Origin of the sequence: Paenibacillus sp. 1182, assembly GCF_017833915.1 — a bacterium.
In the GTDB taxonomy this organism is placed as follows: domain Bacteria; phylum Bacillota; class Bacilli; order Paenibacillales; family Paenibacillaceae; genus Paenibacillus; species Paenibacillus polymyxa_D.
In genome coordinates, this window is the sequence record NZ_JAFICR010000002.1 from 285819 (window position 1) to 301574 (window position 15756).

A 15756-nucleotide genomic window follows, 5' to 3' on the forward strand; every position below is an offset into this window, starting at 1 on the left:
CAGAATATGTTGAAAATGAAGGCGTGATTCGAAACGATAAAAAATTAGTTGGATACAGCCAATGCAGCCCGGGCTGCTTGAGCGGCTTGTACCATTTGTCGCAAGGCGGCGACAGATTCCTCTTTGGTGCGGGTTTTCAGACCACAATCTGGATTAACCCAGAACAAATCTGATGGCAGTACGCGCAGGGCACGCTGGATCATGCTTAGCATTTCAGATACATCGGGGATGCGCGGACTGTGGATATCGTACACGCCCAGACCGATGCCTTTGTCGTATACCTGATCTTCAAAGCTGACAATCAGTTCTCCGTGGCTTCGCGAAGTTTCAATAGATATAACGTCGGCATCCATGTCGGAGATGGACTGAATCATATGCTGAAATTCGGAATAGCACATATGCGTATGGATTTGGGTCGCAGGTTCAACGGTGGCCGTGGTCACAAGGAAGGCTTGAACTGCCCAATCCAGATAGGCTTGCTGTTGTTCTTTTTTCAGCGGAAGCCCTTCACGAATTGCGGGTTCATCGACCTGAATCATGCTGATGCCCGCTTGTTCCAGTGCCTCTACCTCTGCCCGTAATGCCAGAGCCAATTGTAAAGCAACTTGGCTACGCGGAATATCATTGCGTTCAAAAGACCAGTTCAAAATGGTCACAGGGCCTGTAAGCATTCCCTTAACAGGCTTGGAAGTTAACGATTGAGCGAATGCCGTTTCTTCCACAGTCATGGGCTGATCGAAGGAGACGTCTCCGTATATAATCGGCGGTTTGACACAGCGGGAGCCGTAGGACTGCACCCATCCGTTTTGTGTAAAAGCAAAGCCATTCAGCTTTTCGCCAAAAAATTCAACCATATCGGTCCGCTCAAATTCCCCGTGTACAAGCACGTCAATGCCAATGTCCTCCTGAATATCAATCCATTCCTTGATTTGCTGTTGGATGAACGTCCGGTATTGCTCGGCAGACCATTCTCCTTTGCGATAGTGCAGGCGGGCCTTGCGGATCTCGGCGGTTTGCGGGAAGCTACCAATGGTCGTCGTAGGCAGTGGAGGCAACTTCAGCTTATTTTGCTGAATCTCACGACGCTCGGCGAAAGGAACGCTGCGTGTTAGAGGCTCCTTTGCCAGCAAGTCAGCCAGATCGTCAGCTGTTTGTACGCGTGCCGCTGAGCTGTTGAAACGGGCTACCGCATCTGCACTTTGTCCAAGCTTGGTGAGTGCGGATGGATCGTGTTTGCCAAGTGCAGCCGTCAGGACGGCGATTTCCTCAAGCTTTTCATCGGCAAAAGCCAGCGCTTGCACCAGTTCTCGATCCAGCTTGTGCTCTGCTTCCAGACTGACTGGCACATGCAGCAGACTGCATGATGGCTGTACGATAAGCTGCTCGGCAGTGGTCTGTTCTGCTAACTGACCCAGCAGGGTAGCCACAGCGTTAAGGTCGCTGCGCCATATATTGCGCCCGTCAATGACCCCAGCGCCCAGCGTTTTTCCTTTAGGGAAACCATACTGCAATATATGCTGGAGATTTTCGCCATCATCATACACAAAATCAAGACCCAGTCCCTGTACCGGAAGTGCGGACAGACGCTCATAATGGTCCAGGCTGCCAAAGTAAGTTTGCAGCATTATATTTAAAGAGGGCGCAGCTTGGGCCAAAGCTTCATAGACTTCCTGAATAATGTCCAGATCCTCTACTGGGAATGAGGTGGTCAGGACAGGTTCATCGATTTGGACCCACTGAACACCTTCTGCTGCTAGTTCAGACAGGACACGGGTGTATAAAGGCAGGAAGGTTCTTATAATAGAAGCAAGCTCCTTGCGATCATAGCCTTTGGAAAGGGTAACGAATGAATAGGGGCCGATGAGGACCGGTTTCCCATCAATGCCTAGCTCTTGTTTTGCTTCACGATAAGCCCGTAAAGGTTTATTTTCAGTGAACACCGGGACTGCGTTTGCCAATTCAGGAACGATGTAGTGATAATTGGTGTTCATCCATTTGGTCATTTCACTGGCGGTTGCTCCCTTCTGTCCACGAGCGATCCCGAAATACACGGACAGAGGAATCGGACCTGCGGGACGATGGTTGAACCGTTCGGGTACGAGACCAAACATCACAGATGTATCCAGCATGTGATCATAATAGGAGAAGTCTCCGACAGGAATGCGATCAATCCCCTTGTCACGCTGCTTGCTCAGATGCTCCAACCGTAATCTTTTCATTTCCGTTTGCAGTTCGCTTTCGCTAATACTGCCGTTCCAGAAGCGTTCCAGTGCTTTCTTCCATTCCCGGTTTTCGCCGATACGCGGATATCCTAGATTACTGCTAATTAAGCCGGACAATTCAGGCCATTCAATGACGGACATGTACTTTTCCTCCTAGTGGGTGGCTGTTTTATTTTTACGTACCAAAAAAGGCATTCTTCCCCCCAGAGTTAAAAATAAGTAGGGGAAAGAATGCCTCCGTGATTAAAAAATCAAAAATACGGCGACTGCTCTTAACACCTCCCTATCTTCCGTAGGTACTTGCGATGTTGTTAAAATAGGCAGGTCTCCTGACTTACGGATCATGACTCTCAGCATCCCTTCCCGGTCTGTGGACCAGTGGTTGTATGAACAGCTGAAAGTTCCCCGTTTACAGTGGCGGGACCGTGCCGGATTTGCACCGGCTTCCCTTTTAAGCCTGATCTGAATAGAACAGACACCTATCTCCAAGCTATGCGGTTAAGGTATGACGAATAATTATGCACTCGTATACTTGTTCACCATCATAAGTGAAACTTGCAGGATGCGCAATAGAAACTGCAATGGAATCTGTTAGGGATATGCAAAAAAAGACAAGCCTCATCCATGATGGAGACTTGTCCTAGATTAGATATAGCATTTGCCGAGTAACCTTCGCCTTAAGTCAATGAAACGGTGTAACCTGCCTGAATGCTGGCTTTTACATCTACCAGACGCTGGTTGCGACTGCCCCGGAAGGGAAGGGTCAGGTCCTTTTGCTGTTCTACAAAGCGACCATCCACAATCACATCGCACAAAAGTGCTAGCTTTTGTCGCTCCTGATCTGTGAGTAGATCTTCATAGACAAAGCCAGTGTAAGCCCACACAGTTCGGTCGGGACAGGCCGCACGGAAGTCACGCACAAATTGCGAGCATTCTGCTGCTGAGAAAAACGGGTCTCCCCCGCAGAGAGTCAGTCCGTCCAACAACGGATTTTCCATGATGTCACGAATGACCTCCTGTTGTCGTTGGGGGGTGAATGGCTCACCTGCACGGAAGCTCCACGACGCTGGATTAAAGCATCCGGGACAGGCATGACGGCAACCGCTAATGAACACGACGGTACGCAGGCCGTATCCTTCATTCAGAGATTCCGGAATGTAGCCACATAAATTCACTTATGTTTCACCCGGTCTCGAACTTCTGCCTGTTTTGCAGCATTAAATCGAACGGTATAATCTCCTGTCAGATATCCGGTTACCCGACGTAAGCGCTGAAAGTGTGTGTGCTCCTCATCTGTGCCACATTGGGGGCAGCTTGTCCCGATAATCCCTTCATAACCGCATTCCGTACAACGATCCACCGGATGGTTGATGGAAAAGTAGCCGATATTCTGATGCAGCGCGTATTGAACAATTTTAAGAAACGCATCCGGGTTATTCCGCGCATTACCGTCCAGCTCAATGTATGATATCGCACCAGCGTTGCATAGGTTATGGAACGGAGCTTCCAAGCTGATTTTACGAGCAGCCGGGAGCGTGTAATACACGGGAATATGAAAAGAATTCGTGTAATATTCTCGATCATTTACCTCAGGAATAATCCCGAAATCACGTTGATCCAGCAAGGTGAACTTGCCCGACAGACCTTCGGCAGGCGTAGCAAATAATGTAATATTTAGATTGTGATATTCACTCATTCGATCGCAATACACGCGCATAGAAGTGATGATTCGCTGTGCCTCGCGGTATACGAAATCATCCTCCCCGTGGTGTTTTCCGTATAGTGCCTTCATGCACTCAGCCAGTCCGATGAATCCGATCGAAAGCGTACCGTGTTTTAGTATGCTTCCCACCTTATCATCTGGCTCTAGTTGTTCTCCACCTTCCCATACCCCTTCGCGCATCATAAAGTCCGAGGCTTTGGCCGGCTGGCTGGTCTGGATTTGATAGCGATGGATTAGGCCATCCACCGCAATGCGCATAACTTCTTCTAGTCTCGCATCAAAGCGATCACGGTCAGGTGTCAGGCGTTTGCCTGTGCAAATACCATACTCAATGCCAAGCCGCACCAGATTAATGGTATTGAAAGAGAGATTTCCCTTACCACTCTGCCGATTTCTACCGAAACGGTCAGAAATGGTGCGGGTACGGCAACCCATTGTCGCTATAATGGTATCCGGGTCATCAGCACGGTAAAAAGGCAGGTTGAAGGTGGCATCCACATTCACAAAATTGGGATACATCCGTCTGCTAGAGCATTCTACCGCCCGTAAGAACAAATCATAATTGACGTCGCCTTCTGCCTGATTGATTCCCTCTTTGCATTGGAAAATATGCTGTGGAAAAATAGGAGTTTCCCCGCTACCCAAGCCGCGAATCGTGGCCTCCAGCAGCGATTGAGTAACAAGCCGTCCCTCAGCAGACGTGCACATTCCGTAATTCAGTGAAGTGAATGGAATCTGTCCACCCGCGCGACTGCTCATGGTGTTCAGGTTATGAATGAGCGATTCAGCAGCCTGTCGGGTTTCCGTCTCCGTCTCTTCGCGAGCGAATGCGTATGAACGAGGGCAGGCTTCTTGCAAATGGGGATTGGCCATATGTAGTTCATCGTCAGTCAGACTAGATTCTATCTCTTCCTCGAACAGCCGAAGTCCCTTGCGCAGATGCTTGCGGAAGGACCGGGCAACGTATGGGGCAAGGTCCCAATCTATTTTATTGGCGGAGACACCTCCGAATTGGCTATTTTGCTGAGACTGAAATATTATGGCAACTAGTGCCATGGCGGACATAATCGTTTGCGGTGTGCGTACAGAGCCATTGCCTGTATTGAATCCGTCTTGTAGTAACCGGCCAAAAGGGATAAAGATACAATTCGTAGTTCCGAGTGCGTATTGGTCCAAATCGTGAACATATACATATCCGTGATCAATCGCGTTCGTCAGTTCAGGCGGAAGTACCCGCAGGCGCGCATACCATTTGGCATACTCGGACCCAAGCTTGCTCATTTTGCCGCTGAACGATTCTCCATTCAAATTTGCATTCTCCCGCAGCATGTCCAGATCTTGTGCCCCAATGACCCGCTCGCCGATGTCGTATAATTGATGTTCCTCCAGCACCTTCATCGTAAAACCCTCCATATAGTAAAATATATATATTTTTCACAAAAACAACATATTGATGATATCTAGTGATAACCAATTGTTTCGATCTATATATTGTATATACGTATACATCGGGAGTATGTGACTATTGTCACATTAGCAAGAGCGGCCGACACGAAAAAGCCAGGTATAGAGTAAGGGGCACATCCGTAGATATGCGCCTTACTCTATACCTGGCAATCGAAGTTGTGACAAAAAAATGAATAGGGTCGTCGGTACATTGTGTATGATTTTGGGATATAGATTTAGAAGGTTTAGAGTAGCTTTTTCAACTGGGACACCCGGCCTTGGGAGATATCGAGCATTTCTGCATACACTTTTTGTGGCAGGTTCGGGTGATCCTGAATTAGCTTGCGAAGCTTTTTTACCATTTCACCTTGCTGCACTCTGGATTGCTTGGGCTGCCACGTTGTGTTGTTTCGGATCGGCTGGGTATGTTCTTGAGCCTGGATAGCATCATTGCTTGTGGCATGCACATTTTCATCGGTCTTTAATAATTGAATGCAATCAGCGCAGATAAAGCTGTCCCGAAAATAAGTTAAGTGATCCACCGCGCCGCAAAATTTGCAGGAGACACCCGTGTATTTTCTTAATACAAATCCTTCTTCATCTACGAAGAATTCAAGCGAATCACCGATATTGATATCCATTGTGGTGCGCATTTCCTTAGGGAGTACAATTCGCCCCAATTGATCCAGGGGCCTTGTCATTCCGGTATTTTTCATCAGCGCTTCCTCCTTCAATGATATATCCTGATTATACCAAAAAATATTATTTTTAGCTTTGTATATTGAAGGTAAAATGCAACTTTTTTTGTCTTTATGCTGCGACTCTCTTTCATCCAGTATAGGATGTTTTCGGTATTGTTGCCGGGATACTCCTTTTTAGCTATGATATATTAAAACGCTTTCATGTATGCCTTTTCATTATATTCTTAAAATGGGATAAGGAGATGACGGATATGAGTCATGAAACAACGGATATCGAATATTTATATCAAGATCCGAAGATTCATCTGGATGAGCGTGTACGGGATCTCGTGTCGCGACTAACCTTGGAGGAAAAGATCGAATCCATGTTGCAATACCAGCCGGCCATTGACCGATTGGGAGTCGCAGCTTACAAGCACGGTACGGAAGCGGCACACGGGATAGCATGGTTGGGTGAGGCGACTTCATTTCCTCAGCCAGTAGGATTGGCATGTACTTGGGATACGGAGTTAATGCGTCAAATCGGCTCTGTTATCGCAGATGAGGCGCGTGTCTACTATCATCGTGATCCTAAATTAAACGGTCTGACCCTGTGGGCACCTACGGTGGATATGGAGCGTGACCCAAGATGGGGACGCAATGAGGAAGCTTACGGCGAAGATCCGTATTTGACGGGAGAGCTGTCGAAGGAGTTAGTCAAGGGGATACAGGGCGATCATCCGGTATATTTGAAAGCGGTTGCCACTTTAAAACATTTTCTGGGTAACAATAATGAAGTGGATCGGGGAAGTGGCTCCTCCAGTATAGATCCACGAAACCTGCGAGAATATTACCTAAGAGCCTTTGAGAAGCCTTTTATGGAAGGCCGCGCCCAGTCGATGATGACTTCCTACAACCTGATTAATGGAACGCCTGCTACGTTATATCATGGGGTTAACGATATTGTCAGGGACGAATGGGGGATGGACGGCTTTGTCGTAAGTGATGCGGGTGATGTCATGGGGATTGTCAACGATCATCAGTATTACGATTCCCACACGCCAGGTGTGGCCGAATCTATTCGGGCGGGAATTGACAGCATTACAGATGATGCGGAGCTCTCCAAGCGGGCGATTCGAGAAGCTTTGGCACAAGGATCGCTGCAAGAAGAAGACTTGGATCGGGCATTGTTTCATACGTTCCGTGTCCGTTTTCGGTTGGGGGAATTTGATCCGGCTGCAGACAACCCCTATGCCTCGATCGGAGAGGAAGCTCTCGTGACAGAGCAAGCCCGTGAATTGTCGTTGCGTGCGGCGAGGGAGCAGATCGTATTGCTTAAAAATGAGCATGAACTCTTGCCATTGGACCCTGCCCGGTGTGGCAAAGTAGCGGTCATTGGTACGCATGGCAATGAGGTGTACCGCGACTGGTATTCCGGTACGCTGCCCTACCGGGTTACACCGCTGGAGGCGATTCGTACCAAGCTGGAAGGCGAGGACGAGAAGGAACGCGTCGTGTACCTTGATGCCAAGGATCGCGTGACCTTGACGGCGGCGAATGACGGATCGAAGCTCGCAGTTGATTCTTCTGGTGAGATGCGCCTATCCCAGGATGGAGACCCAACGGTATTGACCATGACGGATTGGGGCTATGGCAGTGTGACGTTACATGATGAGCATCTGGGTACTTACGTGACGAGTGATGAAATAACGCTTCGTGTGACAGCTGATGAAGCGTATGGCTGGTATGTCAAAGAGGTCTTTGGGCTGACTCCTGTTGGACAAGGAGAGCATCTGTGGACGACATGGAATGGAAAACCAGTCATTGCCGGAACAGAGGGCTCATTAAAGGTAGGGGAGGCTGAAAAATCCGCACTTAACGCTGTAGAGTGTAACGCCTCAACAGCCTCGACAGTTTCAGGACAGAGCCATACAACATTCCAGGTAGAGACGGTGTCAGATGGTTTAGCGGAAGCGATAGCCGCTGCGCAAGCGGCAGATACAGCAATTGTATTTGTTGGAAATCACCCGCTCATCAATGGAAAGGAAGAGAATGATCGCCCAGGCTTGGAACTGGCAGCTTCCCAGCAACGGCTTATCGAGGAAGTGTATCGCGTCAATCCGAATACGATTGTGGTTCTGACGGGTAGCTATCCATTTGCCATCCCTTGGGTTCAGGAGCATATTCCAGCGATCGTATACACGTCTCATGCGGGACAAGAGCATGGTACGGCAATAGCGGATGTGTTATTTGGAGATTACGCGCCAGCGGGGCGTTTGAACATGACCTGGGTTCAGAGCGAGGATCAATTGGGCGACATCAAAGATTACGATATTATTCGCGGTGGTCGTACCTATCAATATTTTGAAGGTGTATCCTTGTATCCATTTGGCCATGGATTGACGTATTCGCCTTTTGAATATAGTGACCTGCGTACAGATGCCCTGAAGGATAGCGTAACATCTATTGCTGCACTGGATGCCATGGATACGCTCCAGGTGTGGGTAGAGGTGACGAATCGGGGCGTAGCTGCTGGTGAAGAGGTTGTGCAACTCTATGTACGGCCTGGTGCCTCACGAGTAAAGCGACCATTGAAGACATTGTGCGGTTTTCAACGTATTCGCTTAGAGGCAGGTGAGACGCGAACGGTTTCCTTTACGATTCGGATGAAGGATTGGGCGATCTGGGATGTTACGCGGGATTGCTATTGCGTTGAATCGGGTGAATATACACTGCTGGCTGGTGCTTCCTCAGCGGATATCCGATTGGAGCACCCTGTGTACGTTCGAGGCGAAGTCATTCCACCACGCCAAGCCGGACGAAGTATCCGCGCTGAAAACTTCGATGATTGCTCCGACATCGTACTAGATGAAAGCAAGGAGCAAAAGGAGGCCTGTGTACGTCCGCGCACACCTCAACGTTCTGGTTGGATTGCCTTTCATGGCGTAGACATGGATACGGTGAGTGTGACCGAGCTTCAGTGCCGCGTGTCGGGCAACAGCAGTGATGCCACAATTGAGCTGTGTTTGGATGCACCCGATAGTGAAGCCGTGGCACGTGTGAACGTGGGCAATACAGGAGGGGCGCAAGCATGGGTTACACTCTCCGAAGCGGTACATTCAGTCTCTGGCATACGTGATGTATATCTGTTGTTGAGCGGGGAAGTGCGGTTAGCTCATTTTATTTTGGGCGATCATGCTACAGAGGATTCCGGCTTTCAGGCTTGAACTTACTTCTGACATCACGTACAATGCATTCAACGAAGTTTCTACAGCTTAGGGGTGTCATCTCATTTGAATAGTGAAAAAAGACTACGCACCGCAACGCCCAGATGGCTTGGGGTGGCGGTAAAGGCGCTTGTCTATTTGGAAAAGCACGGAGAACTCTGTGCCAGCGGTTCTATTGCCCGTTCCATTGACTGCGAAGTCACTTTGGTGCGCAGGGTGCTGACGCGACTTGTACAGGCAGATTTGATTGCAGCACGCGAAGGTCGTGAGGGAGGCTATGTGCTTACCCGTTCGGCCGACCATATTACACTTGCCGATATATACCACGCCATTGAAATATGTGATCCAATTTTCCCGGGTATGATGCATGAACCGGAAACCAATCCTTTTTGTGAGGAGTTGGCGATAGCCGTATCCGAAATTTTAGCCGAGAGCGAACGACGTATGCTGGAAGTATGGGGGGCCCATACGCTGGCTTCGCTTGCCAAGCGTACATCACTCGTGGTGGGGAAATGCAATCATAATGAAGATTCAAAATGATAATAGCCGAACAACTCTCAAAAGAGGGTTGTATCGGCTATTTCTATGAAATGGTCATGCCTCAAATTATATTTCATATGAGCAAACCCGGTTACGTCCTGCATTTTTAGCTTCGTATAGAGCTTTATCTGCCTGCTCCAATAGGGCTGCCCCGGACATATCTTCCCCGGTACCTGGAAAGGTTGTCACGCCGATGGACACGGTGACTTTAAGAATAAACCCGTCCGCTAAAACAAACTCATACTGATTTACTCCGCTAAGAATTTGATTAGCTATGCGAAGTGCTTGCCGAAAAGCGCAATTCGGCAAGAGTACGGTGAATTCTTCTCCCCCGCTGCGGGTGACTACATCATTAGGACGACATTTTTCCATTAAAATCTGTCCAAGCTGGCGCAGCACTGCATCTCCTGCGGCATGTCCGTAGGTATCGTTGACTTCCTTGAAGTGATCAATATCCAACACCAGTACGGATAAATGCTCATGACGTTGGCGAGCTTGAGGGAGCTTCTCTTCCAATGAGAACTCAAGCTGCCTTCTGTTGCTTAAATTAGTGAGATGGTCTGTGTAGGAGGTATGCTCCAGACGAAGTAACAGCTCATTGGATGTGTTGATAGATTCAGCAATGAGGTACAGAAGACATCCACCGACCATGGAAATGAAGAATTGGAGCGGATACACGTGCAGAACATCATCAAGATTTTTCAAATTAATCATAAGGGGACAGAATATAATGCCCAAAGCAAAAACGTTCATAATCATCAGCTTGGGTAAACGTGACCAGGACAGATGTGACAATAAAGCGCACCCCAGGCCAACGAGTATCATAAAAATAGCGCCTACGATGGCTTGATCGTTAATACCAAACAGCAATAATCTACCTATACATATAAACAGAGTAGCCGTGAGCGCTGCTGGGCCGCCGATGTAAGTGGCGGTAGCTACGATGGCCAGATGACGAAGATCGGCAATCGTATTAAATCCTACTGGAATTGAATAGTACATCATGACAATGCCGTAGCACCCAAAAAGGGCGCCTCCAATCCAATGCATCTTACGCTTCAAGGTGTGCAGACGGATTTTATATCTTTGTGATATGAGGCCGGTTATGTACAAAAAGGTGACAAGGATACAGGTATTTACAAAAAACGTACTGAACAAGATGTTAACCCTCCCGAGAGGCATATTTCTTCATTTTATCAAAAAAACTGACATTAAGCTTGCAAATGAAGAATTTATTGAAATTTATTACGCGGGTACGCTTATAACGTTTCGTTCACGTATTTGGTGCATAACTGGGAATAGATTGAGCATACTCCAAAGATACAAGAATAAGGAAAAATGGGCGGTATCTATTGCTGCCTTACTGGAGATGAGGTTTGCTCATGATTCGCTATCCCTATCGCAAACATAATAGAAAATCAGGTGTGGATAAGAAGAATGGAAATTCTCCGCGCTATTTAAAAATCGAAGCTTGTTTGGAAACCAACTTGCAGCAAATTAAGAAATTGACGTCAGATAGCCCAGACTTTCTGATGCGTCGCTTTAAGTTGGGGCTGAGGGCGGATGTTCCCGCCGCTATTGTGTTTCTGGATAGTATGGCTAAAACGGATACGGTGAATGAACTCATCATGAGATCCATGCTTAGCCGCCCATCTGCTGAAGTGGCTGCTGAGGCGGAGAATGCAGAAGCGCTGTACGTAAGAATACAGAGTCATGCGCTTGCACTGGGAGAAGTGAAGGACTGCGATGATTGGAGTTCCATGATGGAACAACTGTTAATGGGGGACACGATCATCTTATTGGAAGGCTGCGAAAAAGCGATTGCGTGCGGCACGCGTGGGGGAGAGACACGCGCAGTCAGCGAGCCAACAACACAGACAGTCGTCAGAGGACCGAAAGAGGGATTTGTAGAATCCCTATTCACGAATATTTCTCTGGTCCGGCGACGGATTAAAAGCTCCGATCTTACATTGGAGATGTTCCAAGTGGGAAGCACGTCTCTCACGAATGTGGCCATGCTGTACATGAAGAACATTGCAAATCCAGGCGTCGTAGATGAGGTTCGTAAACGGATAGAAAACATCAATATTGACGCTATATTTGAGTCCGGCATGGTTGAGGAGATGATACAAGAAAATCATTTCACACCATTCCCAACGATTTTTAACACGGAAAGACCCGACACCATCAGCAGCAATATTATGGAGGGCCGAGTGGCGCTCATCGTAGACGGGACTCCGTTTGTACTGGTGATGCCTACAGTATTTGCCCAATTTTTTCAGAGTTCTTCGGATTATGAAGAGCGTTACGATATGGCGACTGTTGTTCGGCTCATTAGATATATCAGCTTCATTATTCTTATTCTAGGGCCTTCTCTCTACATTGCCTTAACAACATACCATTATGAAATGATACCGACTCCACTACTGATCAGCATATTGGCTCAGCGGGAATCCGTTCCTTTTCCGGCATTTCTAGAGGCGTTTATTTTGGAGATTACCTTTGAGATTTTGCGTGAGGCGGGTATTCGAATGCCGCGTGCGGGTGGTCAAACGGTTTCCGTTATAGGAGCGCTTGTGTTGGGTCAAGCGGCCGTGGAAGCCGGAGTCGTCACCCCGCTGCTCACAATTGTAGTAGCCCTGACGGGAATAGCCAGTTTCGCAATCCCAGCCTATAACATGGCAGTGGCCGGGAGATTGTGCCGGTTTATTTTCATGATACTGTCAGCGTTTATGGGGCTATACGGCATTACATTGGGGTTGATTGCGCTGATTGCTCATATGAACAGTCTGAGTTCTTTCGGGGTGCCCTACATGGCGCCTTTCAGCCCTTTTGTGCTGGAGAGTCAAAAGGATGCCGTATTGCGACTCCCGTTCTGGATGATGAGGAAGCGTCCTAAAAGCATTACATCTAAGAACCAGAAAAGAATGAAGGATGGAAGCGGGATTTCCTCTTCTGATAAAACCACACCGATGCAGGAGGGGGGCAATCAGGGTGTATCAGCGGAAGAGGAATGAACAAAGTGCAGTAACTTTTAAGAGGAGAATAGGGGGGCTGTGTTTGGTTTTACTACTGTTCGCTCCCTTGTTATCCGGTTGCTGGGATTCTGTGGAGTTAAACCAGAGAGCAGTAGTAGCTGGGATAGGAATTGATTTGGTTGGGGAGTCGGATTATGAGGTTTCCCTACAGGTGATCGTAGCAGATGAAATCGCCGGAGCCAAAGCGAGAGGAGATACTCCAGTCGTTTTGTATCGGGAAAAGGGAAAAAATCTGTTTCAAGCGCTCCGCAGAGCCTCACAAAGGGTTCCGCGGATCATTTCTTTGGCGCATACCAAACTGATCGTTATTGGTGAAAAGCTGGCACGGGCTGGAATCGGCGATATGATGGATTCTCTGGAAAGGTCTACAGAAATCCGGCTGCCGGTGAAAATGCTGGTGGCACGCGGTAATACTGGGAAGGATGTACTGGCAATCATGACCGCAATCGGTCGTATTCCCGCCAATGATATTTCAGGAAAGCTGGAAACATCGGAGCGTTTGTATGCCGGGGATTACGCGGTGACTATCGACGATGTGATTCGCAGCATGTCTCATAAGGGTGGCGGTCCTGTGCTGACGGGCATAGGGGTCAATGGGAATTTAGAGCAGGCCTCAAGCAAGAACAATGTGGACAATATTTTACCGAAAGCTATTGTTCATATTAAGGGAATGGGGGTGTTCAAAAAGGATCGGCTTGTCCGCTGGTTGGATGATGATCAGGCCATTGGACTGTCTATGATCAACAACAAGGTGAAAGGTGCCCAAACAACACTGAGCTGCGGTAAGGATAGGGAAACCATTGGCATCGAAACCTTGTTCTCTTCAACCAATATACACACACGGATGGAGCAAGGGGAGCCTGTTTTTGTGATTAACCTAAAACAGACCGGGGCGGTACAGGAAGCCGAGTGCTCGATTAACTTACAAAGTCCGGAGGCGATGAAAAGACTGCAGGAGAAATGGACAGAGGAGACGAAAAAAGTGATCACTTCAACAGTCAGAGAGGTTCAGCGTACCCGTAGCGATGTAATAGGCTTTGGCCTTGCGCTGGAGAGGAGCTATCCCAAACAATGGAAAAGACTCTCTTCCGAATGGAGCCGTAATTTTGCGGAAAGCACCGTCCGTATTCAAGTGACTTCTGTACTGAAACACACTCAGTCGCGGACTAACCCATACTCCAAGGGGGAATCAGACTAGTGAAAATAGAGCAAGGAGGGAAGGCCATGAAAAAAAAGACACGGATAGGTGCAAAAGAGATGATCTCTCTTATGGTGTTGTTTGAGATGGGCACATCCATGATGTCTATTCCCGGAAGGAATGCGGGCAAGGATGCGTGGATCGCCATCCTCATTTCCACGGTTTTGGGGGCAATGCTTTTTGTATGCTATGGCAGCCTTCACCGACGTTTTCCCGACTTGCTCATGACACAGTACTGCAGAGCCCTTTTGGGCAAGAAAGCAGGGAGTGCGCTTGCTTTTATATATATCGTGTTTTTTCTTTACGGCGGAGCACGGGATCTTCGGGACACGGGGATCCTGATTGCCGACCGGACACTTCAGCATACGCCGTTGACAGTCATTTGTGCCTTAATGATTGGACTTGTCATGTATGTGGTGTATTTGGGAATCGAGGTTGCAGGCCGGACGGCCATTATCATGTTAATTTTGCTGCTACTGCTGGGCCTGGCTACGAATATATTAATTTTGTTGGCAGGCATTGTAGATGTCGGCAATATATTGCCCATAGCCGAGCATGGCTGGCAGCCGATATGGCAAGTTGTTTATTCGCAAGCCGTGATGCTACCGTACGGCGAGATGGTTACGTTTGCGATGATTCTCCCCACATTAAAAAAAGGCTATCGTGCCAATGGGGTAGGGGTCTCTGCTATATTGCTGGGAGGGCTGCTCCTGTCTATTGTTACACTCTCCAATGTGCTTGCACTGGGGGAAGATGTGTTCAAACGGGCGACTTACCCGCTGCTCTCGATGATCAGCAAGGTCGAAATATCTGATTTTATCGACAGAGTCGATGTCATCGGCGTTATGAGCGTTATTATCTTTGATTTTTTTAAAATTTTCATCTTCTATTATGCCGCGGTTAAAGCCGCAGAGGATGTATTGAGAGTGTCTTACCATAAACTGATCCTGCCATTTGGGATTATCATGTTAGTCTCTTGTGTATTGATGGCACTGAGCTATCAAGATCACCTTCAAACAGGCGAGTTAGTGCTGAAATGGCTGTTTCCGATATTTGCCGTGTTTTTTCCTATCTTGCTGCTAATCGTGTCGTGGCTGAGAAAGACCCGGAATAAAAAAGGAGAGGAAAATGTCTCATGAGTCATCGTCTTGCCGACAAAAAATACATCGGTACCGGTCAAATGCTCATTTTGATGTTCCATTTTATTCTGGGAGATGTGGTCATTATTAATATGGATAGTGAATATGAACGGAATACATGGATTGCCACTTTGAATTTGGACGACTGTCCCTCATCTATATTCATCCATTATTTGTTTGCGTTTTCCCTTGTTTATTCTTTCTGATGGCTCTGTTGCGGAGAATCAGAGGAAGAAGTAGGAACTTTGAGGAAACGTGACCATTGTGAGAACAGGAAGCGAAATGCGTTTCCTCTTGGCTTTTTGCCCACATTTATAAAGAACACTATAAGCATTCCTGCCAGGACGACATATTCTGATGGTCGCATAGTGAAAAAAGCCAATGAAATAGGCTCCCAAGGATGATGAACACCAGAAAGCCATTTTATCAATATACTTGTTCCGAGCATTAGCAGCATAAAGAGCGTGAATATCCACACTATCTTCATAAAATATCCCTCCGATTATAAATAAGCTAAGCATGTACTCCTGTATACATTGTGTT

Annotated in this window: 12 protein-coding genes and 1 riboswitch; of the genes, 6 read left to right on the forward strand and 6 right to left on the reverse strand. The window is 47.8% G+C overall.

Annotated features, from left to right (window positions below):
• Positions 1-44 precede the first annotated feature (44 nt).
• From metE to JOD82_RS04350, 4 genes are all read right to left on the reverse strand, one after another.
• Positions 45-2363 carry a 5-methyltetrahydropteroyltriglutamate--homocysteine S-methyltransferase gene (gene metE / locus JOD82_RS04335; RefSeq protein ID WP_069012086.1) on the reverse strand — a complete coding sequence of 773 codons (2319 nt, stop codon included), beginning with the start codon at positions 2361-2363 and terminating at the stop codon, positions 45-47.
• 161 nt (positions 2364-2524) lie between these two features.
• Positions 2525-2720: riboswitch (cobalamin riboswitch) on the reverse strand.
• A 179-nt stretch (positions 2721-2899) separates the two neighbouring features.
• A complete protein-coding gene (gene nrdG / locus JOD82_RS04340; RefSeq protein ID WP_069012087.1) occupies positions 2900-3397 on the reverse strand; it encodes an anaerobic ribonucleoside-triphosphate reductase activating protein in 498 nt (165 codons plus the stop codon).
• Entirely contained in the window at positions 3394-5343 is a 1950-nt protein-coding gene (locus JOD82_RS04345) for an anaerobic ribonucleoside triphosphate reductase (RefSeq protein ID WP_029518614.1), read from the reverse strand. Before JOD82_RS04345 ends, nrdG begins: the two co-directional genes overlap by 4 nt.
• A 293-nt stretch (positions 5344-5636) precedes the next feature.
• Positions 5637-6107, reverse strand: coding sequence for an AbrB/MazE/SpoVT family DNA-binding domain-containing protein (locus JOD82_RS04350; RefSeq protein ID WP_029518613.1), 471 nt, complete (start codon positions 6105-6107; stop codon positions 5637-5639).
• A 236-nt stretch (positions 6108-6343) separates the two neighbouring features.
• Here JOD82_RS04350 and JOD82_RS04355 point away from each other — a divergent pair, with 236 nt between their 5' ends.
• Together JOD82_RS04355 and JOD82_RS04360 are read left to right on the forward strand one after the other, a co-directional pair.
• Positions 6344-9298 carry a glycoside hydrolase family 3 C-terminal domain-containing protein gene (locus JOD82_RS04355; RefSeq protein ID WP_209947721.1) on the forward strand — a complete coding sequence of 985 codons (2955 nt, stop codon included), beginning with the start codon at positions 6344-6346 and terminating at the stop codon, positions 9296-9298.
• A gap of 66 nt (positions 9299-9364) precedes the next feature.
• Positions 9365-9838, forward strand: coding sequence for an Rrf2 family transcriptional regulator (locus JOD82_RS04360; RefSeq protein ID WP_029518611.1), 474 nt, complete (start codon positions 9365-9367; stop codon positions 9836-9838).
• Between the two features lie 66 nt (positions 9839-9904).
• Here the strand turns inward: JOD82_RS04360 and JOD82_RS04365 are convergent, their stop codons facing one another.
• A complete protein-coding gene (locus JOD82_RS04365; protein ID WP_209947722.1) occupies positions 9905-10996 on the reverse strand; it encodes a GGDEF domain-containing protein in 1092 nt (363 codons plus the stop codon).
• Positions 10997-11220: 224 nt separating this feature from the next.
• Here JOD82_RS04365 and JOD82_RS04370 point away from each other — a divergent pair, with 224 nt between their 5' ends.
• The 4 genes from JOD82_RS04370 to JOD82_RS04385 are packed head-to-tail and all read left to right on the forward strand — an operon-like array spanning position 11221 to position 15419.
• Positions 11221-12855 carry a spore germination protein gene (locus JOD82_RS04370; protein WP_209947724.1) on the forward strand — a complete coding sequence of 545 codons (1635 nt, stop codon included), beginning with the start codon at positions 11221-11223 and terminating at the stop codon, positions 12853-12855.
• 43 nt (positions 12856-12898) lie between these two features.
• Positions 12899-14074, forward strand: coding sequence for a Ger(x)C family spore germination protein (locus tag JOD82_RS04375; RefSeq protein WP_245248899.1), 1176 nt, complete (start codon positions 12899-12901; stop codon positions 14072-14074).
• Positions 14075-14100: 26 nt separating this feature from the next.
• The gene (locus JOD82_RS04380; RefSeq protein ID WP_209947727.1) at positions 14101-15213 is read left to right on the forward strand and encodes a GerAB/ArcD/ProY family transporter; all 1113 of its coding nucleotides are present in this window, start codon (positions 14101-14103) and stop codon (positions 15211-15213) included.
• Positions 15210-15419: a hypothetical protein gene (locus JOD82_RS04385; protein WP_029518606.1), complete on the forward strand. Its 210-nt coding sequence runs from the start codon at positions 15210-15212 to the stop codon at positions 15417-15419. The genes JOD82_RS04380 and JOD82_RS04385 overlap by 4 nt, the downstream gene beginning before the upstream one ends.
• Here the strand turns inward: JOD82_RS04385 and JOD82_RS04390 are convergent.
• Positions 15407-15700: a YczF family membrane protein gene (locus JOD82_RS04390; protein ID WP_209947729.1), complete on the reverse strand. Its 294-nt coding sequence runs from the start codon at positions 15698-15700 to the stop codon at positions 15407-15409. The two genes, JOD82_RS04385 and JOD82_RS04390, sit on opposite strands and share 13 nt — an antisense overlap.
• Between the last annotated feature and the right edge of the window lie 56 nt (positions 15701-15756).

Coding starts and splice junctions, on each gene's coding strand:
- JOD82_RS04350 (WP_029518613.1), bottom strand. CDS start 6,107: ATGAAAAATACCGGAATGACAAGGCCCCTGGATCAATTGGGGCGAATT.
- metE (WP_069012086.1), bottom strand. CDS start 2,363: ATGTCCGTCATTGAATGGCCTGAATTGTCCGGCTTAATTAGCAGTAAT.
- JOD82_RS04390 (WP_209947729.1), bottom strand. CDS start 15,700: ATGAAGATAGTGTGGATATTCACGCTCTTTATGCTGCTAATGCTCGGA.
- JOD82_RS04370 (WP_209947724.1), top strand. CDS start 11,221: ATGATTCGCTATCCCTATCGCAAACATAATAGAAAATCAGGTGTGGAT.
- JOD82_RS04380 (WP_209947727.1), top strand. CDS start 14,101: ATGAAAAAAAAGACACGGATAGGTGCAAAAGAGATGATCTCTCTTATG.
- JOD82_RS04355 (WP_209947721.1), top strand. CDS start 6,344: ATGAGTCATGAAACAACGGATATCGAATATTTATATCAAGATCCGAAG.
- JOD82_RS04345 (WP_029518614.1), bottom strand. CDS start 5,343: ATGAAGGTGCTGGAGGAACATCAATTATACGACATCGGCGAGCGGGTC.
- JOD82_RS04385 (WP_029518606.1), top strand. CDS start 15,210: ATGAGTCATCGTCTTGCCGACAAAAAATACATCGGTACCGGTCAAATG.